Here is a 21476-nt window from a genome sequence, read left to right as displayed (position 1 = left end):
CCGTCTGCGCCATGGACGGCGCAGCGGAGCTACATGGATGTATTTATGCGCTTTCGCAATGACCCGCCGGTTCGACGGCGCCCCGGACCCAAGTCCGGGGCATAAAATGAGCGGTCTATGATAACGCTTCTCACGACATTGGCGGCAATGGTAAAGTCCCCGCATGACGCAAACCCTGTTCCCTGACCGTACTGTCACAGTACCCGTCAACCTCGCCGCGACCCTCGGACTCGAGGAAGCGACCCTGTTGACGCTGCTGCGCGACGCCATGCCGTTCCTGCAGATGGAACAGCATGCGAGCCAGCAGTGGTACCGGATCGACAGCCATCTGCTGGAACAGCTGGCGCCGTTCTGGAACGAGCAGGATATCCAGCGCCTGGCCACCAGCCTGCGCAATACCGGTATCCTGCTGCTGGGCAGCGCGCCCTATAGCCAGAGCCGCGAACTGCAGTTTGCGGTCAATGAGCGCTCGCAAACCCGCTCGGCCGCGCAGCCCGTGGCCCCCAAGCCACAGCAGAACCGCTTCGCCAACACCATCCCCAGTAACTGGCAGCCGAGCCAGGACAACCTGCGCCAGCTGGCACAGCTGAACATTCCCGAGCACTTCGCACGGGAGATGCTGCCGGAGTTCGTGGCCTACTGGCAGGAAACCGGCCAGGCGCACCACGCCTGGGGCGCCAAGTTTATCAGTCACGTCCGGCGTCGCTGGCCGGAGCACCAGCAACGCCTGGCCCGCGAAGCCCAGCGCAAGGCCCCCGAGACCCTGGCGGAAGACTGGCAGCCATCGGCCGAGATACTGCAGCAGATCGGTGAGGAAGGCATCGCCTCCACCTTTGTGAGCAAGTGCCTGCCGCCGTTCAAGCGCCACTTCCTCGCCAGCGGCCAGACCGCCAGCTCCTGGGATACGCGCTTCTTCAAGTGGGTGCTGGAAGACTGGGAGCGGCTGGATGCGCCGTTCAAGAACCGGCGCAAGACGCCGATGCAGAAGGGCTGGCAGCCGCAGGAGCACGACTGGGAGCTGGTGCGCCGCTGCGCCATCGACCTGGACTTTGCCCGCGAGGTGCTGCCGGAGTTCGTGCACCACTGGCTGAGCCGCGAAGGCTACTCCGACGCCTGGGGTGACCAGTTCGTACAGTATGTCCGCAACGAGTGGGCGTTTTACTGTGCCGGCATCGACAAGAACCCGGTGCCCAAGCCCATCAGCCAGAGCTGGCGCCCTACCCCGGAGACCATGGAACACATCACCGGCCAGTGCGACATCCCGAGGGACTTTGCATTGAAACTGCTACCGGAATTCATCCTCTACTGGCGCACCGCGCGCGAGCCCAAACGCAACTGGGATGCAGTGTTCCTTCGCAATGTGCGCTGGCACTGGGCAAAACACAACGAGATCCAACCGGAATTTGACCAACATGGCAAAAGCACTAGATCCAGTAGCCTCTACCAGGACCTCACAGACACAAGCTGGGCCTGATGCGGAGCGCGGCGCACTGATCGAGGCCATCAACGAGGCCTTTGCCGTCTTTCGCGTCAACTACCACAACCAGTATTACAAGGCCTACCCGGACAAGCAGGCGCTGGTGACAGCCAAGAAACTGTGGCTGTCCAACCTGCAGATGTTTTCTGCGCAGGTCATCCAGCAGGCGGCACAGCGCGCCATCCGCGAATGCGAGTTCCTGCCCACCATCCACAAGATGCTGGAACTGTGCGCCGGCGCCTCCAACCTGCCGGATGCGCGCGCGGCCTATATGGAAGCCTGCAACGCGCCAAGCCCGAAAAGTGCGTTCGACTGGAGCCACGCTGCGGTCTACCACGCCGGCAAAGCCAGCAACTGGTTCTTCCTCGCCGGCAACCCGGAAAAGGTTGCCTTCCCGGTTTTTGCAGCGCACTATGAAAAGCTCTGCCAGCGGGTCCTCAATGGCGAGGAACTGCCGGTACCGGAGCTGCCCAAGCTGGAAGAGAAAACCGGCGAGGCCCTGACCAGGGAAGAAAACGCCAAGCGCCTCGCCGCCCTGCGTGCCGACCTGGAGATCTAGGCGCGCCCCAGGGACGGTTAACTTCCCAGCCAACAGCACTATTTCAATACGACCAGAACAGGTGGACCTATGGAAGGGCGCAACTTGTTGTACGTGGTATTTTTCTCAGGCTTTGCTGCCGCGCCCGGCATCGCGCAGGCCGACTTCTATTCCCACAACTACTTTGGCGCCAGCTTTGGTGACGCCACCCAGGACGAGTTCTGCGGCCGCGTCGAGCAGAATGTCGCTGAGATAGATGCAACAACCGCCAGCGCGTCGCTCAGGTCCTGTGAGGACGGCGGCAACCTTTGGAAAGTTTTTGTCGGCCGACACTGGCACCCCAATCTCGCGGTTGAGGCAAGCTACACCCGCCTTGCGGATGCCACCCACATCACCGATATCAACGAACCCGCGTTCGTACCGCCGGACTTCACCCGCGACAGCGAAGTAGAGACCCACATGGTTGGTGCCTACCTGGTGGGACACCTGCCGCTGCACGAGAGCTTCAGTCTGTACGCCCGCGCCGGTGCGTCACTGTGGCAGCAGACCCGTGAAATCAACTTCGTTTTCATAGACCCGCTTTTTGGCGCCATTCGCTATCGCAGCAATGAGGCCAGCGACGGCGTTTCCGCCGCGTATGCCGCGGGCATGCAGTACACCTGGCAACGCAGCATTACCGTGCGCGCGGACCTTGAAAAGATCGATGGAATTGGTTCGGACGAAAGCGGCGGAGAAACATCTCTTGAAACCGTCACGCTTGGATTGAGCATGCGCTTCTGAGGAAACAGGGCCACGAACGTGGCCCTTTATTATTCAGCCTTTAGAGTTCCTGCGCTGCAACGGCCATCAGCTCACGATTGTGTACAAAGGCCTGGTCCAGATTGTTGATCCCTTGCTTCATACGGGAACGGGCAAAATACTCCCCTGCCGCTTTTTCATTACCGACCCCGCGCTGTGCAACCGCTGTCCAGTAGAGCACATACGCATTATCCTTGTCAGCCTTGGAAAGGGCGGCCAGCGCGGACTTATAATCACCGTCCTTGATCGCGATCACGCCATCCATCTCGCGGGCGCCCATTTCCATATATTTATTACCGGGAAATCCGGACGCCGCATCACGATAGTCCGCAACCATTTTTCTGGCCACGGCAAGATCATTGCCCTGATCGATTGCCACCCAGGCGTTCATGAATTTTGCACGCAGGTGAATCAATGCGGATTGCTGTTCCGGGACCTGCGCTGAATCAACGAGTTTTACTGCCTTCGCCGACCACGCCTTTGCCTTCGCATACTGCTTATTTTCCAGATGCAGCCTGCCGATCAGGAAGTGCGCATCAGCCACCTCCAGAGTCTGCCTGGACTTCTCTGCATCCGCCAAGATGGATTCGGCAATACCAAGAGCCCCCTTGTAGTCCCCTTCGTTTACCAAGCTTACAACCTTCGCCTCTTTCAATACTTTTTGATCCACATAACCCGAAGTTCTGGCAATGGCCTGATCCAGGTACTCCTGAGCCTCCTTATGCTCACCAAGATAATCATGCGCACTGGCGATACCGCGTGCAGAAATGATAAAACCGGGGTCCTTCTCGAGTGCCTTTTTGAAAAGTTCTATGGCTGCACGATAGTCGCCTTGAGACAGCTTAAATTCCGCATAAGAGTCATAAGGGTTCGGGTTTTCCGGTATAAGCTGCGTGTACTTCTTGAAAGCTTCCTCGGCTAGCTCAGGCAGTTTCAAATCAACATAAAGGTATCCGATCGAATTATAAACAGGCGCATATTCAGGGTGTTGCGCAATCACTTTCTTGTAAACGGCTAGCGCTTCTTCCTTATCTGCACCACCCCACTGCATTGCATTGCCAAGCGCAAAGGTAACCCGCTTGTCTTGCGGATACATTTTAGCCAGCTCATTCAGGGATTTGATGCTGCCGCCAGGGCTCCCGTTAAAACGCTGGGAAATAGCCTGTATCCAAAGCTGCTCTCCCTTCGAAACCTTCCCTGCCAGGGCCTTCGCCTTGGCAATATGACCCAGGGCCTCGTTCGCGCCAGTAATTCTGGAAGCCAGTGCGGCGTGCGCCAATGCAAAGTTTTTGTCCTTGGCAATAGCCTGCTGGAACTTCTCCGCAGCCTTTTCCTCATTGAGGTTTTCCTGCAGCTGCCTTCCCTCCAGATACAGGGCCCGGGCTTCTTTCGATGCGGTCGTGATCGGCATTTTCGCAGAAGGGCTGGATTCCCCGGCGGATATATTTGACGCCAGAAAAACCTGCGCCAGTAACAGCCACAGGATCAATCCGTATTTTTTGATAAACATCACTTACACTCCTCTTTTGGATGGGCTTTATAAGAGCGAAATGATTACCGTAACCGCGACAACCAAAACTGGTCTTCAAGTTCGCCGGACTGGCCAAGCTAGCAAAAAACCGGTTACCCGACCAATACGGAGCATTACGGTGTCACACTACCAACTGGCACCCTGATACCCATCGCGCATAACCCGGAGCACTATGGAATCTATCATGTCCGACCCGATGGCCCTGCTGGTACTGGTGGGGCTTGTTTCCATTGCCTGCCAATACCTGGCCTACAGCATCAACCTGCCGGCGATCCTGCCGCTGCTGATCAGCGGTATTTTGCTCGGGCCAACGTTCGGTATCCTCGACCCCGATGCGCTGTTTGGCGATCTGCTGTTTCCACTGGTGTCGCTGTCGGTCGCGATCATCCTTTTTGAAGGCGCACTGACACTCAAGTTCTCCGATATCGCCGGCCACGGTTCCATGGTGCGCAACCTGTGCACCCTTGGTGCGCTGGTGACCTGGCTGATCGCCGCACCGGCGGCACATTACGCGCTCGGCATGCCCTGGCAGATTGCGCTGCTGTTCGGCGCGATCGTCACTGTTACGGGGCCAACCGTAATCGTACCGATGCTGCGCTCGGTGCGCCCCAACGCCAAAATCTCCAATATCCTGCGCTGGGAAGGCATCGTCATCGACCCTATTGGTGCGCTGCTGGCGGTACTGGTCTACGAATATATCGTCGCCACCGGTGGCGCCTGGAGCCACACGCTGATGACGTTTGGCAAGGTACTCGCCATCGGCTTCGGGCTCGGCTCCCTGTTCGGTTATGCGGTCGGCACTATCCTGCGCAACAACTGGCTGCCGCACTACCTGCGTAACACCGCGGTACTCACCCTGATGCTGGGCGCCTATGCCTTCTCCGACCTACTCACGCATGAATCCGGCCTGCTCACGGTGACCGTCATGGGCATGTGGATCGCGAATATGAAAAACGTCGAGGCCGACGACATCCTCGAATTCAAGGAGACCCTCAGTGTCCTGCTGATTTCAGCGCTGTTCATCATCCTCGCCGCGCGGGTCCAGTTCAATGCCATGCTGGCAGTAGGCTGGGGCGCACTGGTCGTGCTGGTAGCGATTATTTTCGTGGCGCGACCACTGTCCGTGCTGCTGTCTTCGCCTGGCTCCGGCCTCAACCGGCGCGAACTGGCCATGCTCAGCTGGATCGCGCCGCGCGGTATTGTGGCTGCGGCCGTGTCGGCGCTGTTCGCACTCAAGCTGGAGGACCTGGGCCTGGCCAAGTCCGAGATGCTGGTGCCTATGGTCTTCCTGGTAATCATCACCACAGTGGTTCTGCAGAGCCTGACCTCAAAGCGCCTGGCCAAACTGCTCGGGGTGCAGCGGCCTGCGGCCACCGGTGTGTTGATATTCGGCGGCGGCAGGTTTGCGCGCATGCTGGCCACCGACCTGATCGACAAGGGCGTATCCGTACTGCTGGCAGATACCAACTGGGACGCCATGCGCGAGGCCCGCATGGCCAATATCCCAACCTACTACGGCAACCCTATTTCTGAACACGCAACCATCACCATGGACCTGTCCGGCATCGGGGCGGTGCTGGTTATATCTCCCTACAAGCAACTGAACCCGCTGGTGGCACACCACTTCGAGCATGTACTGGGCAAGGGTTCGGTATTCGGCCTGCGCCATGCCAGCAAGGATGATTCCGCGAGTCGCAGGACTTCGACGGAATACGCAAAAAAACTGACGCTGTTTTCAGAGGGCGCGACCTATGGCCGCCTGGCCAGCATGGTCGCCAAGGGGGCCACCATCAAGACCACCGGCCTGACGGAATCCTTTACGCTGGAAAATTATGAAGAGACCTATGGCAATCGCGCGATCCCCCTCTACGCGATTGATCCCGGTGGCAAATTCTACGTGCACACGGTGGAACATGAATTTGCCATCAAACCCGGCTGGCAGATCATCAGTCTGATAGCACCGGAAGAAGCACCCGATGCGCCTGTGGATAACCCCTCACAGGCGCCCGGTGCGCTGCCAGCCGGCTAAGACTGCAGCTTTTTCAGCACATCCATCGGCAGTGGGAACACGATGGTGTTACTGCGATCGCTGGCGATTTCCGTCAGGGTCTGAAGGTAACGCAGTTGCATCGACTCCGATTGCTGCGTCAGCGTCTGCGCGGCTGTCAGCAGCTTTTCAGACGCCTCCAGCTCACCGGTGGCGTGAATCACTTTCGCACGCCGGGTCCGTTCTGCTTCGGCCTGCTTGGCAATCGCCCGGATCATGCTTTCATCCAGGTCGACGTGCTTGATTTCCACATTGGTGACCTTGATCCCCCAGGCCGCACTCTGCTCATCAAGAATCGTCTGAATGCCGTCGTTCAGGCGCTTGCGCTCTGCGAGCATTTCGTCCAGCTCGTGCTGGCCGAGAATGGCACGCAAAGTGGTCTGTGACAGCTGGCTGGTGGCTTCAAAGAAATCCTCCACGTTGATAATCGCCTTCTGCGCGTCGACCACACGGAAATAGATAACCGCAGAAACCTTGACGGAAACGTTATCGCGCGAGATGACATCCTGCGTCGGTACGTCAAGCACCCTGGTACGCAGGTCCACCTTGACCATCTGTTGCAGAAAGGGAATCACGATGATCAGGCCTGGCCCTTTCACCTTGTAGAAGCGACCCAGCATAAAAATTACACCGCGCTCATATTCACGCAGTATCCGAAACATATAAAAGAGTAGCGCCAGTACGACGACGATCAGGGGCATCCAGTTAAAAATTTCCACGTCCTGTTCTCCAGTTCTTATTCAAATCCATTGTATGGATAGCGAGCTAGCGATGCCGTACCTGCAACCATAACTCTTCTACCGCGATCACCTCGAGCCGGTCTCCCTTCTTCACGGGGCTGGCACAGCGCGCGCGCCAAATCTCCCCCTCCAGCATCACATGGCCGGTATGCTCAAAACTCTCCTCGGCAATCGCCTCCAGTCCGATCATGGCCTCCGCACCAGTTACCACCTTGCGCTGCCGCGATCGGGTCAGTGCGTGCATGATCATCAGCAGGCCTGCGCCACCGAGCGCGGCAATGGTGCCGATCAGGGGGCGCGCCACCTTGAAGGCCTCGACCTCGCTGTCGATCAGGAAGATCGATCCCATCACGAACGCCACAATGCCGCCGAGCCCCACCACCCCGAAACTGGGCGAGAACATCTCGATCACCATCAGGCCAATGCCCAGCGCGATAAACGCGAGCCCCGCCACATTCACCGGCAACATCTGCAGCGCGTAGGCAGCCGTCAGTAAAGCGAGCGCACCGATGGTACCGGCCACTCCCACCCCCGGGCTGTAAAACTCCAGGATGATGCCGTAGAAGCCGATCAACAACAGCAGGTAGGCAATGTTCGGGTTAGTAATGGTCTGCAGGAAACGGTTGCGCCAGTCCGGCTCCACCGTAACCACCTCCGAGGCGGCCGTATCCATGACCTTGTCCACCCCATGCACGGTCACAGTACGGCCGTTGATTTTCTGCAGCAGATCGGAAACATCGTTGGCCATCAGGTCGATGACGCTTTCGTTCAGGGCCGCCTGCGCTGACAGGCTGACACCCCCGCGTACGGCCTTCTCTGCCCATTCCGCATTGCGCCCGCGCAGTTCAGCCAGGCTGCGGATATAAGCCACGGCATCATTCACCTGCTTGCGCTCTATGGCGGTATCCGGCTCATACTTCTTGTCGTCACCGGCATCCTTGTCCTGATCCTGTTGCGCCCGCTCATTTTCTCCGGAGGTATTGGTGTCGCCGCTTTCACTCTGCTGCGGACGATCCTGGTCCTTGCGCGGCTGCCTGGGCGCATCCTGCCCGGGCTGTCCACCCGGCATTGGCGGGCCGCCGATCTGCACCGGCGTGGCGGCGCCGAGGTTGGTGGCCGGTGACATGGCCGCGATATGGCTCGCGTACAGGATATAGGTGCCGGCGCTGGCGGCGCGCGCACCGCGGGGATAAACAAAGGTGGCGACCGGCACCGGGCTCGCCAGGATAGCCTTGATGATATCCCGCATCGATTTATCGAGGCCGCCGGGGGTGTCCATCTGCAGAATGACGAGATCCGCGCCACTGCGCGGCGCACCCTCGATACCGCGCACCAGGTAATCGGCAATGGCCGGGCCAATTGCGTCGTCGACCTTCAGCAGTACCACACTACCGTCGGCCCATGCGCGCGGCATGGCAGCCAGAACAAACAGAAAAATCAGGGAGAGAAAGGGGCGCAACACTCGAATCGCCATTTGGCCAGTCCTAGGTCGTATATGGGCGCACTCCACTATGTAATATAAAAACCACAGCGAGGTCAAAACGATTCCGCCATTTAATTCGGGCGGAAGTGCCAGTTATGGAGCAGCCCTAACTGTTACTATCAAAAGTATTCCTTCACGGAAACAGCAGTATAAGACGCATGACAAATCACTCACCGACGGCCCGGCGCATTGCAAAGACCATTCTCAATGGTTTCGACGCCTATTTTGCTGACTTCCAGAACATCACCCTGGGGGCCAAGGCGCGTTTTGAAACCGCAGCCTGGCAGGCCGTTCGCCAGGCCAACAAGGAGCGGCTGGAACACTACAAGCTGAAAGTCGGACAGGTAGTGAAACTGGTGCAGTCGGTTACCACCAAGGACACTTCGCAGCTGGAACTGTGGAGAGAATCCCGCGCCACCTATGCGCAGCTGATTGCGGACCATCGCAACTATGAAATTGCAGAGACCTTCTTCAATTCCATTTTCTGTAAATGCTTTGATCATGCGCATATCCATGATAGCAATATCTTCGTAAAGCCTTCGCGCGCACCGGACGACAAGCCGCTGCGCGATTACAGTATTTACATCAGCTACAGCGACCGCAAGGGCCTGGAAAGCATGCTGCTGGAGATCATGGAGGATTACGCGTTTTCCACCCATTGGGAGGACGCCGCACGGGATGTGGAGCTGATCGCAGATACCCTCATGCGCGGGCCACTGGCGAACGTGGAGACCGGCGTCGGTGACCTGCGTATCGATATGCTGGAATCGGTGTTCTATCGCAACAAGGGCGCCTACCTGGTGGGGCGTATGATCACCGGCGATGGCGTACTGCCGTTTATCCTGCCATGCCTCAACGATGGCAATGGCATCTATGTGGACACGGTCATCTATGACCGCGACTGCACCAGTATCATTTTCAGTTTCACCCGCTCGCACTTTATGGTGGATGCGCCGATCCCGTCGCGATTTGTGCGCTTCCTCTCCACCATCATGCCGCAGAAAGACATTTCCGAGCTGTACAACTCGATCGGCTTCCACAAGCACAGCAAGACCGAGTTCTACCGGCACATGATCGCGCACATGAAAACCAGCCACGACAAATTCGTGGTGGCACCGGGCATTCGCGGCATGGTGATGGCGGTGTTTACGCTGCCGTCCTATTCGGTGGTGTTCAAGGTGATCAAGGACAAGTTCGACGAGCCCAAGACCGTCACCGAGGAAATCGTACGCGATCGCTACAAATTGGTATCGCGCTCGGACCGGGTCGGGCGCATGGCAGATACGCAGGAATACAGCCATTTCATTTTCTATCGCAACCGCTTCAGTGAAGAACTGCTGGAAGAACTCAAGCGCGACATCCCCTCCAAGCTGGTGATCACCGACAAGTGGATCATCATCAAGCACCTGTATGTCGAACGGCGCATGGAACCGCTCAACCTGTACCTGCAGCACGCTGATGAAAAGCAGACCTATGAGGCCATGGAAGAATACGGCAACGCCATCAAGCAACTGGCCGCAGCCGATATTTTTCCCGGCGATATGCTGCTCAAGAACTTTGGCGTCACGCGCCACAAGCGCGTGGTGTTCTACGACTACGACGAAATCTGCCACCTCACCGAGTGCAATTTCCGCAAGATCCCGGAGGCGCGGGATGATGCGCAGGAACTGGCAGACCGGCCCTGGTACACGGTGGCGGAAGAGGATGTATTCCCGGAAGAGTTCCGCCTGTTCTTTTCCGGTAACCCCACTGCGCGCAAGGCGTTCGAATCGCAGCACAGCGACCTGTACGATTACCGCTTCTGGCAGGGCCTGCAGGAGAGAATTCGCGCCGGGCACATCGAGGACACTTTCCCCTACCGGCGCAAATGGCGTTTCAAGCGCCGCCCGGCCGAAACAGGCGTTTAGTCTGCGCGGTCGGGTCTATATTTTTTGAAGTGTTCCTATTTGCCGGAAAAAAACATGTCGCTCGACCCTCTCCGCGCGCCGAGACTTACCCTTCTGTTACTGGCGCTGGCAGGCCTTACCAGCTGCGGGCTCACCCAGGGCCCACCCGGCACCCTCACCTTGCGTGTGCAGGAAGACCCGGCGGCCTGCGGCCTTGGCGCAGCCAACAGCAAGCTGCTGAAATTTGACGACCTGTTCGAGTACACCGACGACCCGCAGCAACCCTTCGACGAGAAGCGCTCGCTGCCAGACAAATACGATGTGATCGCCTATGTCTGGGGCAAGGAGCCCTGCACCAGCGAGGTCCCCTGCGACAAGGGCCATTACTTCTGGCTGATCGAGCGCGGTCCCGAGCCCGGTGAGGAGAGCATCTGGGCTGTCACCCCACAGTACCCGCGCATCACGGTACAGAGCAGCTGCACCTCGCAGCTCAAGTCCGGCAAGCGCTTCCGCTTCTCCTTTGAGGGCGATAAACTTATCGGCTTCAGTCCCCATTAAGCCGATAACGGGTACCCGCCGGATACCATGCGCCTCTCCGAGCTAGAGCTCAGTAACCAGTACGCCAGCCTGGGCGAACCGTTCGGACAGTTCATTCAGCCAAAACCCTTCGAGCACCCGCACCTGGTCCATATCAACCCGGCGGGAGCCGCGCTGCTCGGTCTCAATCCCGGCCGCGACAGCGCCCAGACCTGGGCGGAGTACGGCTGCGGCGCGCGCCTGTTCCGCGGCAGCCGACCGTTCGCCATGAAATATGCCGGGCACCAGTTTGGTGTCTATAACCCTGAACTCGGCGATGGCCGCGGCCTGCTGCTGGGCGAAGCCCGCGGGATTCACGGCGAGCGCTGGGACCTGCACCTGAAGGGCGCCGGCAAGACCCCTTACTCGCGCTTTGGCGATGGTCGCGCCGTATTGCGCTCCACCATCCGCGAATACCTGTGCAGCGAGGCGATGCACGCACTGGGCATTGCCAGCACCCGGGCACTGTGCATCATCGGCAGTGATGAACCGGTGGTACGGGAAAAGATTGAAAGCGGCGCCATGTTGATTCGGCTGGCCCGTACCCATATCCGTTTCGGCCACTTCGAACATTTTTTCTATACCGGCCAGCATGAGGCGCTGGAGCAGCTGGTGCATTTCACCTGTGCGGAACAGCTGCCGCAAACCGCAGACCTGTCCGTGGCGGAAAAAGCCGCGGCCATCCTGGAAATGGCCATGAAGCGCAGCGCGCGGCTGGTGGCGCAGTGGCAGGCGGCGGGCTTCGCCCACGGGGTACTCAACACCGATAACATGTCGATTATCGGTGACACCTTCGATTACGGCCCTTACGGTTTCCTCGACGACTACGAGCCGGGCTTTATCTGCAATCATTCCGATCACACCGGCCGCTATGCCTTTGAGCGCCAGCCGGGCGTGGTACTCTGGAACCTGAACGCACTCGGGCATGCGCTTTCGGGCCTCTTGACGCGCGAAGCCATCGTCGAGACGTTGCAGCGCTTCGAGCCGCTGCTGGTACAGCACTACTCCGGCCTGATGCGGGCAAGGCTCGGGTTTGAGCAACCCGGCGCCGACGACGACCGGCTGTGCGCACAGCTGCTGAAGCTGCTGGAAGACGCCAGCGCAGATTACCCGGCGTTCTTCCGTCGCCTGAGCCGCTACAGCCCGGGTGAGGGTGCACCGGCATTTTCCGACCTGTTCGGTGCAGAGCAGCAGGCGCCGCTGGCAGACTGGCTACAGCGCTACGATACACGCCTCAAGGCCGAGCCCCGCCCCGATGCCGAGCGGCAGCAGGCCATGTTGCGCACCAATCCAAAATTCATCCTGCGCAACTTCCTCGCCCAGCGGGTGATTGATGCGGCTGAAGGCGGGGATTTTGCCCCGCTGGACCGCTTTATGAGCCTGCTGCAGGCGCCTTTTGACGAGCACTCCGGCAATGACGAATGGGCCGCGCTGCCCGGGACTGCACAGAAACACCTGCCTATCAGCTGCTCCAGCTGAAGCGGACTGCGCTGTTGCTGGCGCTGCATCCCCCGCTGGTACGCCGGGAAAATACGGGACTAAATGCGCGACAAATTGCGTGACTTATTGCGGCCACCTGGCACTCGTTTCAGCAACACGAAGAAGTCCACGCCATCCTCGCAACCGACATTAGCCAATGGTCTAAGCTTTGTGGCCAACAACAATAATCGGCCAACTTATATCGGGATGCGGGAAATGGACGAGATCACTTCAAACCGGGCCGGAATCCCAGCCCTGCTTGCACAGCTCTACAGCGACCACACCCAATTACTGGAACTACTGACCGCACTGGATCACTACCTCGACCGATTCCAGGATTGCCAGTCTGGCGCAGAAAACCTCGAACTGTTACTTGCGGGCCTGGATTACATCAATACCTACCCGGAGAAGTGGCACCACCCGTCAGAATCACTGCTGCTGGAAAAGCTGCGCGAGCGCACTACCGAGAAAGACATCGTGGACGAGAGCCTGCTCGCCCACAATGCACTGGTGGACCAGGGCAAGATGTGCTGGCAACTGTTCAACTCAGTGGCCAATGGCTGCATTGTCGGCCGCGACCAGCTGGTGGGCTGCACCCGCACCTTTATCAGCGAGTACCGCAGCCATATCAATCAGGAGACCGCCGAGCTGTTCCCGCACCTGTTAATGGTGTTCGGCCCTGACGACTGGCAGGAAGTGGAACGTATCACTCCCGAGATCAGTTCTGCGCTGAACAAGCTGATGAAGCAGGATTACGAGCAGACACGCGAGTATGTGGTCTCCGGCATGAAACGTGAGGCTGCCGCAGAGAACCCCTGAAGCGTCCATCTGCGCTTCCCGTATGCCCAACTAATTGAGAGCGGTCGCAAAGCTTTGCGACCGGTACGTCCGCACGCTAACCTACCCCTATCTCTGAACCTCGGGAGGCCTGTCAATGCGCCTACATATTCCTGTTCATTTCCCCCTGCTCGCCGCACTTGTCCTGCTTGCACTGGTGACGGCACCCGCCATTGCCAGCACTGATGTGGTCGGCCAGTGGCGCACCATCGACGATGAAACCGGCCAGCCGAAATCCATCGTCGAGATTTATGAGAAAAACGGCCTGGTGTACGGCAAGGTCGTGCGCCTGCTGCAGAAGCCACAGGACACCGTTTGTGAAAAATGTCCCGGCGACCTGAAAGGCAAGAAGCTTGTGGGTATGGATGTAGTCACGCGCATGCGCAAAGTGGACGGGCGCTATGAGGAAGGTCAGATCATGGATCCGATCTCAGGCAAGGTCTACGGCTGCAAGATGTGGCGCGAGGGCAATATGCTCAAGGTACGCGGCTATATCGGCCCCTTCTACCGCACCCAGGTCTGGCAGAAGGTGCAATAACAGGCTTAGGAGCCTTTTCCCGCATAGCTATTCCGCGTTGATCGCCAGCCACAGCTCCGCGGTGGCTATGGCGTCCCCGAGCGCATCGTGTGCCGGTGCGTCCGGGAGCCCGTAACGGGCGCGACACTGAAACAGCCGCAGCGCGCCATCCGGTATCACCTCCATCTGCCGTGACAGCCTCTGTAGCTGCCACTGCATGGTGTCCTCAACCGGCACCAGTAGCGGCGCCCCCCATAGCGCCTGCACGGCATCATTCAGGAACGCCATATCGAGTTGCGCGTTGTGGAAGACCAGCGTGCTACCCCGGATTGCCCCAAGAAAGTGCCCCAGCGCGACCTGCAGCTCCACCCCCTGTTTGAGGTCAGTATCCGTCAGCTGGTGAAAGACCGCACTCTGCCCGACCTCGTCGCGCACCGCGATATGGAAGTGGCGCGCACTTTCCAGCAGCACCCTGCCCTGTTCCACCGCGACCCAGCCGATACTGGCAATCTCACCTTCCGCCGCAGACAGGGATGTGGTTTCCAGATCAGCCACCACATAACGCCTTTCATTGAAATGTCCGTCGGGCAGTGGATCGACCAACAGGCGTTGCAGCAGCGGATGCGTGGCCCTGGCACGCCACTTGCGCCGCTGCCATTGCAGCCACAACTCCCTGAGCATTGCGTTCTGCAGCATTACAGGCCCTGCCGGTACCGGTGGCGCAAAGCCTCTTGCGCATCATTAACCACGGTGAAGGCATCCTTCAGGTGCTTCCTTTCAAGTTCCGGCAGGTCCCGTGGATTGAGGTAATTACTCGCCCGCGCGCCGTCGGTCACCTGGCGGCACTGGTTCTCGATGCGCAGTTGCTGGATGGTATCAAATGCGTCCTGCATATTGCGTCCATCACCGATGGTAAGCGCCTTGCAATCGATCAGCGCACGCAGGCGCTCGCGGGTATTGACCGCTTCCACACCATTCGCCAGTGCGTGTATGCGCACCAGGTCCACAATCGGCATGACCCCGCGCTTCTTGATGTCGAACTCGTCGCGATGCTCGCCGTTACGCTCCAGCAGGAAGCGCCGGAATATCCCCAGTGGCGGCGTATGCTCGAGCACGTTGGCCGCCAGCGCGGCCTGGAAAATGGAGTCTTCCCGGGTACGCGCCAGCATGTGTTTCTGCAGGCGCTGGCACAAACCCTTGTCGCCATGGACCGCGCGCAGGTCGAAGAAAATCGAAACCCGCATCACCGCATCCGGGCTGGGTGCGCGGGTCCAGCTGTCCACTGTGCGTTGCCAGCCCGCAAGGCGCTGGCGCCACTTGTCCGTCGTGGCCATAACCTTGCCGGGACAGTACACGTAACCACATTCATTCAGCCCGTCGCAGACCATCTGCGCCAGTCGCCGGAACCAGTCCATATCCTGCTCGGTGGCGCTGTCATCGATCAGCAGGCCATTGTCCTGGTCGGCACCGATCAACTGCTCGCCGCGCGCCTGGGACCCGAATGCCAGCCAGCAGAACGGCACCGGCGCAGGTCCCAGTTCATTGATGGCAAGCTCGATCAGGCGCCGCGTCACTGCATCACTGATCGCCGTAAGCACACGGCTCAGCTGGTGCGCGCGCATGCCGCCACCGATCGCGTCCACCATCAGGCTTGGCAGGGCCGCAGCGATTGCGCGCATGCTGGCGGTATCCTGCTGGCGACCGATGTGTTGCACCAGATAGACCGGGTCATTACGGCGCGCCAGCATCAGGTCTGAAGAGGTAATGATGCCGGCGACACTACTGGAGTCCATCACCGGCAGGTGGTGGATGCCCTCCTGGGTCATCTGCAGGGTGGCATCGAAAATACTCGCACCCAGTTCAATACTGGAACAGGGCCGGGTCATGATTTCGCCGATGGGCATATCCAGCGGCAGGCCCCTGGCCAGGGCACGGCTGCGCAGGTCACGGTCAGTGAGGATGCCAAGAAGCTGCCCCGAGTCCATCACCAGTACCGAGGATACCCGTCGCTCAGACATGGCCCCGGCGGCTTCCTGTATGGGCGTTGTAGGCGGCAGCGTCAGCGGCTCGCGGCTGACGTGCGCATCGATCGGCTGCATCATCAGGTTGGCGTTTGGCTGGTAACGGGCCGCCCGGCGCAAGCGGCGACTGCGCTGGCTGTGGAAGTGACGATCGAAATCACGGAAGCGGGTGCGCAATGACTCGTAACGGTTGCGCGGCAACTGGTAGATCAGGCTGTCCTCAATCGCAACGGCGGATACACCCTCATCCCCCGTGTCCAGCCCGTGGATATTGAAGCTTTCGCCCTCACCCAGGCGGTCGAGCAGACGGTTGTTGCTGGCGCGAATCTCAACTGCACCACTGCGCACCAGGCGCAATGCATAGACATCGCTGGCGGCGCTGAAGCGGTGCCCGGCGCGGTGATAGGAAATCTCGATCTGCCGTGCGGTATCCTGCAGGGCTTGCTCTGGCAACGCATCAAACGGCAGGCATTCGCGCAGGAAATCCGCTACGGCCTGTATCTCGGGGTGCTTGGGGTCCAGTGCCATGGCACTCAGTCTCTTCAGGGTTTACCCCCATCCTACCCCCTCGGGCGCGGGGCAGCGATTAGACTTTCGTGAAAGGCCTGTCAGCGCACATTGCCGCCACATAGACCAATGATTATCATTCTCAGATCGAGTCCCCAAGAGATACCCGATGTGAAAAAGATCCTTTCCATCGCAACAGCCGCGATTAAGACTTGTTCGATGGCGACCGCGGCCCTGTTACTGATTGTCACCACCGTTGCGGGCAGCACGCCTGCGCTGGCTGAGGAAAAGCCCATCCAGCACCTGAAGGTGGCGGACATCACCACCTACGAGGAAGCCAAACGCGTTTTCCTGGCGACAACCGCGCAGTTACAGACCAAGACCAAACTGGATGCAGCGGAATTGCAGGCCATCCATATGATTACCTATTCGCTGGAAAAGAGCCTGGCGTATTTCGTGGAGCATTCGGAGGGGGCACAGCAAGCGTCGGCGAAAAGCCTCGCGGAGATTGTTGAGTCCGTCCACATCAATTCGGAGAACAACCGTAAAGAGGAAACCCAGACCCACCTGAGCACCTACCTGCAGCAGGCGCAGGCCTTCGCGGCCGGGCTGCCCTGAGTGGCCCCACTAAGGGGCCGCCGTGACCGCCCGTATATTATCCGCGCTCAATCATGCGCGATGGGCTTGTGGGTGAAGAGGTAGTCCTTCAGCTCATGATCAAACGTCGGGTCCGTGCGCCTGATCCATTCCAGCACCATGGCAGCGTGCTCTTTCTCTTCGTCGCGGTTGTGGGCGAGTATGGCCTTTAGCTCAGCATCCTTACACGCATCCACGCGCTGGTTGTACCAGTCGACAGCCTCCAGCTCTTCCATTAGCGAGGTTATCGCGCGGTGCATGTCACGCGTTTCATCCGAGAGTTCATTAATCGGCTCGTGGTAGCCCTCATTCGCCATAGACCCTGTACCCCTTCTTCCAAGTGACAAGTGCAAATACATAATTCCCTGCCAGCTGCGTGTCACCAGATGTCAGGGATTGCCGCAAATACGGACAACGATTCAATATTAGCTGCTCGTCAGTCTGTTCAGGTGCCGGCGCACGTCCTTACGGATAGAAGAAGCGAATCAGCAGCCGCAGACCACTTCCTTTCCTGAAGTGGCCTTGAGGCCCTCGGTCGCGTAACCATCTCTCTGCCACCAATCCAGGCCACCGAGCAGCTCCCTGACCCTGAATCCAAGGCGGGCCATATTGAGCGCCGCCTTGGTAGAGGCATTGCATCCGATGCCGTCGCAGTAAGTCACGTAATCCAGGGATTTATCGAGGTGCGCCATCGTGTCAGCATTCATCGTACGGTGGGGGATATTGAGTGCGCCAGGTATGTGCTGCTGCTGAAACGCCTCTGGTGACCGCGCATCGATCACGATTATATTTACGCCTTCCCCCAGGGAATCATATAGATCCCAGGAATCGATCTCATAATTGAGTTTCTTCTGGTAATACTCTATTTGCGCGTCCATTTACGACACTCTCCTTGTGTGATTAGCGATATTTGCAACCTTCCAGACATCGTTCTCTTTCATGAGATTGAATACTTCCAACCCCCCAATGAGAAAACTCCCCGTCTACATGAAAGTCGTAGCTACCCCAAACTAACACCACGTCCTAATTATCCGTGAGCTTACTCAGGACACAACTTTTCCAAACGCCTGACCTATCCAGATTCCGGACATAAAGAGAAAAATTCCAGCGGCGAATACACCCAAAACCAATAGCCCGCTTTTCTCGGACTTATCTATCGATTTCCACCACTCTCTCAGCTGGCTACTCATATATAGCTTCCTTACGATTTTGCAAAAAATGAACCACCTACTTGCCCGTTGACCTCCGCTTAAATACGCGGAGCCAAAACATGCCCTCGAGGAAGAAACCGAGAAACAGGAAAAAAACACCTCCTGCAGGAACCCCAAAGACATAGCACGCAATAGCAGCGAATAAGCAAAGAACCGTTATAAGCCATTTTGAGAGTGATTTCATTGTGGAAAATAAGCGCGAAGCTACGCGCATAAGACACGAAGAATGCTGGGAGTCCTGCGGAGGCCCGAGAGGCTGTAGCTTTGCCAGCTTTTTATGGAAGAAGCGCAGCGACCACAAAAAGCGAAGCAAAGCTTTTCAGGTCGACTGCAGCCACTGGTTATGTGTCGTTACTGAGGAACGACTTTTGTTGCACACGGGCCTTTCTGACCCTGTCCCACGACGTACTCAACCTTTTGGCCATCGTTGAGGCTTGCGTAACCACCACCGCTCTGGATTTCTGAATGATGGACAAATAGATCTTTGCCGCCATCATCCGGAGTAATAAACCCATAGCCTTTTTCTGAATCAAACCACTTTACGGTTCCTGTGCTCATATCTTTCTCTAACTAGATTGGTGAGGTATTAATTCCTTTTCTCGCTATCACCATCACAAGAAAAGGTATTGAAACCAATCGGCTCATAAAGCCCATTCGGTGGCACTGTGACGCGATCAAACGCGTCACAGTGACGCATATTCACATGGGGGTATCGTATCAGGTTGTGATATCCCCCCTAATTACAATGGCTTACACCAATGCATTTTTCTGGATCAGGAGAAATATATCAGTTTTCCGCAGATCCCCGGCAGAGCCTGAAAATAAAAAGGGGCGCGAAATCGCACCCCAATTTTTCTCCATTTAGCCTTTGCTGATCACTTCGATCCGGTCCACCTTCTGGAACCCACGTGGCAACTTATTGCCGCGCCTGCCGCGTTCACCCTGGTAGTGATCCATCTCGGAGATCTTGATCTTGGTGTGGCGCTTGCCGGCATGAATCGCCAGCACATCGCCCTGCTGGAGTACTGCCAGGCCAATCATCAGCTCATCGCGGCTGGCGGCACGCGCAGACGGGATATTGATGATCTTGTTGCCCTTGCCCTTGGACAGTTCCGGCAGTTCAGAGACCGGGAATACCAGCATGCGACCTTCGGTGGTGACCGCGGCGAGCAGCGCTTCCTTGTCGTCAAACGGCTGCGGCGGCAATACGCGCGCGCCCTTCGGCAGGGTCAGCATGGCCTTGCCCGCCTTGTTGCGGGACTGGAGGTCGCCGAGCTTGGCCACGAATCCGTAGCCAGCATCCGAGGCGAGCAGGATGCGCGCATCGTCGGCACCCATCAGCAGGCCTTCGAAAGTGGCGCCAGACGGCGGGTTGATCTTGCCGGTCACCGGCTCGCCCTGACCGCGCGCAGACGGCAGGCCATGTGCCGCGATGGCGTAGCTGCGCCCGGTACTGTCGAGCAGCACCGCATTCTGGTTGGTCTTGCCGCGTGCGGCAAACTTGTAGCCGTCGCCGGCCTTGTAATTCAGTGCGGTCGGGTCGATCTCGTGGCCCTTGGCCGCACGGATCCAGCCCTTCGCGGACAGCACCACGGTAATCGGGTCGGAAGACAGCAGTTCGGTCTCGCTGAAAGCTTTCGCTTCCGCGCGTTCGACTATCGGCGAACGGCGCTCGTCCCCGAATTCTTCCGCGGCGGCTTCCAGTTCCTTGCGGATCAGGGTCTTGAGACGGCGCGCGGAGCCGAGGGTCTTTTCCAGGGTATCGCGCTCTTTCTGCAGCTCGGCCTGCTCGCCGCGGATCTTCATTTCCTCGAGGCGGGCCAACTGGCGTAACTTGGTATCGAGGATGTAGTCCGCCTGCACGTCGGTGAGGTCGAAGCGCTTCATCAGCACTTTTTTTGGCTCATCCTCGGTCCGGATGATCTCGATCACCTCATCGATATTCAGGAACGCAACCAGCAAACCGTCCAACAGGTGCAGGCGCTTCTCGACCTTGTCGAGGCGGTACTGCAGGCGGCGGCGCACAGTAACAGTACGGAAACTGAGCCACTCGCCCAGGATCTTGTCCAGCGACTTCACCTGCGGGCGACCGTCGATACCGATCATGTTCATATTGACGCGGTAGTTGCGCTCAAGATCGGTGGTGGCGAACAGGTGCGCCATGACCTGGTCCAGATCAACGCGGTTGGACTTGGGCACGATCACCAGGCGGGTCGGGTTTTCATGGTCCGATTCGTCGCGCAGGTCGTTGACCATGGGCAGTTTCTTGGCCTGCATCTGCGCAGCGATCTGCTCCAGCACCTTGGCGCCACTGACCTGGTGCGGCAGCGCGGTAATGACGATATCGCCATCTTCCTTGCGCCACACGGCGCGCATCTTGAGCGACCCCTTGCCGCTCTCGTACATCTTGTGCAGCTCGGCACGCGGCGTAATGATCTCCGCCTCTGTGGGCATATCCGGACCCTGGATAAACTCGCACAGCTCACTCACGGTAGCCTTGGGGTTTTCCAGCAGGTGTACGGTGGCATTCACCACTTCGCGCAGGTTGTGCGGCGGAATGTCGGTGGCCATACCCACGGCAATACCGGTGGTGCCATTCATCAGGATATTCGGTACCCGCGCCGGCAGCACCGTGGGCTCGTCCATGGTGCCGTCAAAGTTCGGCTGCCAGTCGACCGTGCCCTGGCCCAGCTCGGCCAGCAGCGCATCAGCGTACTTGCCCATCCGCGACTCGGTGTAACGCATGGCGGCGAAGGATTTCGGGTCATCCGGTGCGCCCCAGTTGCCCTGGCCATCCACCAGCGGGTAGCGGTAGGAGAACGGCTGCGCCATCAGCACCATGGCCTCATATACGGCGCTGTCACCGTGCGGGTGGTACTTACCGATCACGTCACCGACGGTACGCGCAGACTTCTTGTACTTGGCGCTGGCCTTGAGGCCCAGCTCGCTCATGGCGTAGATGATGCGGCGCTGCACCGGCTTGAGGCCGTCACCGATATTGGGCAGGGCGCGGTCCAGGATCACGTACATGGAGTAATCCAGGTACGCCTTTTCGGTATATTCCTTCAGGGCGAGGCGTTCTGTGGCCTCGGCGGGGATTACATCATTCATGCCTTATTCTTCTCGATGGCAAGTTAACGGCGATAGCCTGATGGTCTTTCAAGACGATAATCACCGGATTATGGCGCCAAC

The 21476-nt window shown here is 58.5% G+C and carries 19 protein-coding genes; 10 read left to right on the top strand and 9 right to left on the bottom strand.

Annotation, left to right across the window (positions count from 1 at the left end):
- Window positions 1-163 precede the first annotated feature (163 nt).
- The 3 genes from QSJ80_RS11610 (at window position 164) to QSJ80_RS11600 (ending at window position 2795) form a co-directional block, all read left to right on the top strand.
- Window positions 164-1474: a DnaT-like ssDNA-binding domain-containing protein gene (locus QSJ80_RS11610; protein WP_285764619.1), complete on the top strand. Its 1311-nt coding sequence runs from the start codon at window positions 164-166 to the stop codon at window positions 1472-1474.
- Window positions 1413-2036 carry a replication protein P gene (locus tag QSJ80_RS11605; protein WP_285764618.1) on the top strand — a complete coding sequence of 208 codons (624 nt, stop codon included), beginning with the start codon at window positions 1413-1415 and terminating at the stop codon, window positions 2034-2036. Before QSJ80_RS11610 ends, QSJ80_RS11605 begins: the two co-directional genes overlap by 62 nt.
- Window positions 2037-2105: 69 nt before the next feature.
- Entirely contained in the window at window positions 2106-2795 is a 690-nt protein-coding gene (locus QSJ80_RS11600; protein WP_285764617.1) for an outer membrane beta-barrel protein, read from the top strand.
- A gap of 40 nt (window positions 2796-2835) precedes the next feature.
- On the opposite strand, the gene QSJ80_RS11595 is transcribed toward QSJ80_RS11600, so the two are convergent.
- Window positions 2836-4323 (bottom strand): tetratricopeptide repeat protein, encoded by a 1488-nt coding sequence (locus QSJ80_RS11595; protein WP_285764616.1) that lies wholly within the window; start codon window positions 4321-4323, stop codon window positions 2836-2838.
- A gap of 205 nt (window positions 4324-4528) precedes the next feature.
- Here QSJ80_RS11595 and QSJ80_RS11590 point away from each other — a divergent pair, with 205 nt between their 5' ends.
- Window positions 4529-6373, top strand: a complete 1845-nt coding sequence (locus QSJ80_RS11590; RefSeq protein ID WP_285764615.1) for a cation:proton antiporter — start codon at window positions 4529-4531, stop codon at window positions 6371-6373.
- Here the strand turns inward: QSJ80_RS11590 and QSJ80_RS11585 are convergent.
- Window positions 6370-7110: a slipin family protein gene (locus QSJ80_RS11585; RefSeq protein WP_285764614.1), complete on the bottom strand. Its 741-nt coding sequence runs from the start codon at window positions 7108-7110 to the stop codon at window positions 6370-6372. The two genes, QSJ80_RS11590 and QSJ80_RS11585, sit on opposite strands and share 4 nt — an antisense overlap.
- 46 nt (window positions 7111-7156) lie before the next feature.
- On the bottom strand, window positions 7157-8605 hold the full coding sequence (locus QSJ80_RS11580) for an NfeD family protein (RefSeq protein ID WP_285764613.1): 1449 nt from the start codon (window positions 8603-8605) through the stop codon (window positions 7157-7159).
- Window positions 8606-8772: 167 nt separating this feature from the next.
- On the opposite strand from QSJ80_RS11580, the gene aceK reads away from it, so the two are divergent.
- The 5 genes from aceK (at window position 8773) to QSJ80_RS11555 (ending at window position 13930) form a co-directional block, all read left to right on the top strand.
- Window positions 8773-10521 carry a bifunctional isocitrate dehydrogenase kinase/phosphatase gene (aceK, locus tag QSJ80_RS11575; RefSeq protein WP_285764612.1) on the top strand — a complete coding sequence of 583 codons (1749 nt, stop codon included), beginning with the start codon at window positions 8773-8775 and terminating at the stop codon, window positions 10519-10521.
- A gap of 54 nt (window positions 10522-10575) precedes the next feature.
- Window positions 10576-11058 (top strand): hypothetical protein, encoded by a 483-nt coding sequence (locus QSJ80_RS11570; RefSeq protein ID WP_285764611.1) that lies wholly within the window; start codon window positions 10576-10578, stop codon window positions 11056-11058.
- Between the two features lie 27 nt (window positions 11059-11085).
- Window positions 11086-12555 (top strand): protein adenylyltransferase SelO, encoded by a 1470-nt coding sequence (locus tag QSJ80_RS11565; RefSeq protein ID WP_285764610.1) that lies wholly within the window; start codon window positions 11086-11088, stop codon window positions 12553-12555.
- Between the two features lie 216 nt (window positions 12556-12771).
- Complete coding sequence (locus tag QSJ80_RS11560; protein WP_285764609.1) at window positions 12772-13374, top strand: hemerythrin domain-containing protein; 603 nt, start codon at window positions 12772-12774, stop codon at window positions 13372-13374.
- A 115-nt stretch (window positions 13375-13489) separates the two neighbouring features.
- A complete protein-coding gene (locus QSJ80_RS11555) occupies window positions 13490-13930 on the top strand; it encodes a DUF2147 domain-containing protein (RefSeq protein WP_285764608.1) in 441 nt (146 codons plus the stop codon).
- A gap of 27 nt (window positions 13931-13957) precedes the next feature.
- On the opposite strand, the gene QSJ80_RS11550 is transcribed toward QSJ80_RS11555, so the two are convergent.
- Together QSJ80_RS11550 and QSJ80_RS11545 are read right to left on the bottom strand one after the other, a co-directional pair.
- Entirely contained in the window at window positions 13958-14605 is a 648-nt protein-coding gene (locus QSJ80_RS11550) for a 3'-5' exonuclease (RefSeq protein ID WP_285764607.1), read from the bottom strand.
- Window positions 14605-16458, bottom strand: coding sequence for a putative nucleotidyltransferase substrate binding domain-containing protein (locus QSJ80_RS11545; protein WP_285764606.1), 1854 nt, complete (start codon window positions 16456-16458; stop codon window positions 14605-14607). The genes QSJ80_RS11550 and QSJ80_RS11545 overlap by 1 nt, the downstream gene beginning before the upstream one ends.
- A 150-nt stretch (window positions 16459-16608) precedes the next feature.
- Here QSJ80_RS11545 and QSJ80_RS11540 point away from each other — a divergent pair, with 150 nt between their 5' ends.
- Window positions 16609-17055, top strand: a complete 447-nt coding sequence (locus QSJ80_RS11540) for a DUF6746 family protein (RefSeq protein WP_285764605.1) — start codon at window positions 16609-16611, stop codon at window positions 17053-17055.
- 47 nt (window positions 17056-17102) lie between these two features.
- On the opposite strand, the gene QSJ80_RS11535 is transcribed toward QSJ80_RS11540, so the two are convergent.
- From QSJ80_RS11535 to parC, 4 genes are all read right to left on the bottom strand, one after another.
- On the bottom strand, window positions 17103-17390 hold the full coding sequence (locus QSJ80_RS11535; RefSeq protein ID WP_285764604.1) for an encapsulin-associated ferritin-like protein: 288 nt from the start codon (window positions 17388-17390) through the stop codon (window positions 17103-17105).
- 168 nt (window positions 17391-17558) lie between these two features.
- Window positions 17559-17951, bottom strand: a complete 393-nt coding sequence (locus QSJ80_RS11530; RefSeq protein ID WP_285764603.1) for a rhodanese-like domain-containing protein — start codon at window positions 17949-17951, stop codon at window positions 17559-17561.
- A 684-nt stretch (window positions 17952-18635) separates the two neighbouring features.
- A complete protein-coding gene (locus QSJ80_RS11525) occupies window positions 18636-18842 on the bottom strand; it encodes a cold-shock protein (RefSeq protein WP_285764602.1) in 207 nt (68 codons plus the stop codon).
- 303 nt (window positions 18843-19145) lie between these two features.
- Window positions 19146-21395, bottom strand: a complete 2250-nt coding sequence (gene parC, locus QSJ80_RS11520; RefSeq protein ID WP_285764601.1) for a DNA topoisomerase IV subunit A — start codon at window positions 21393-21395, stop codon at window positions 19146-19148.
- Window positions 21396-21476 lie beyond the last annotated feature (81 nt).

The organism is Biformimicrobium ophioploci, assembly GCF_030270605.1.
Lineage (GTDB): Bacteria > Pseudomonadota > Gammaproteobacteria > Pseudomonadales > Cellvibrionaceae > Biformimicrobium > Biformimicrobium ophioploci.
This window is presented reverse-complemented; position numbering and strand designations above follow the sequence as displayed.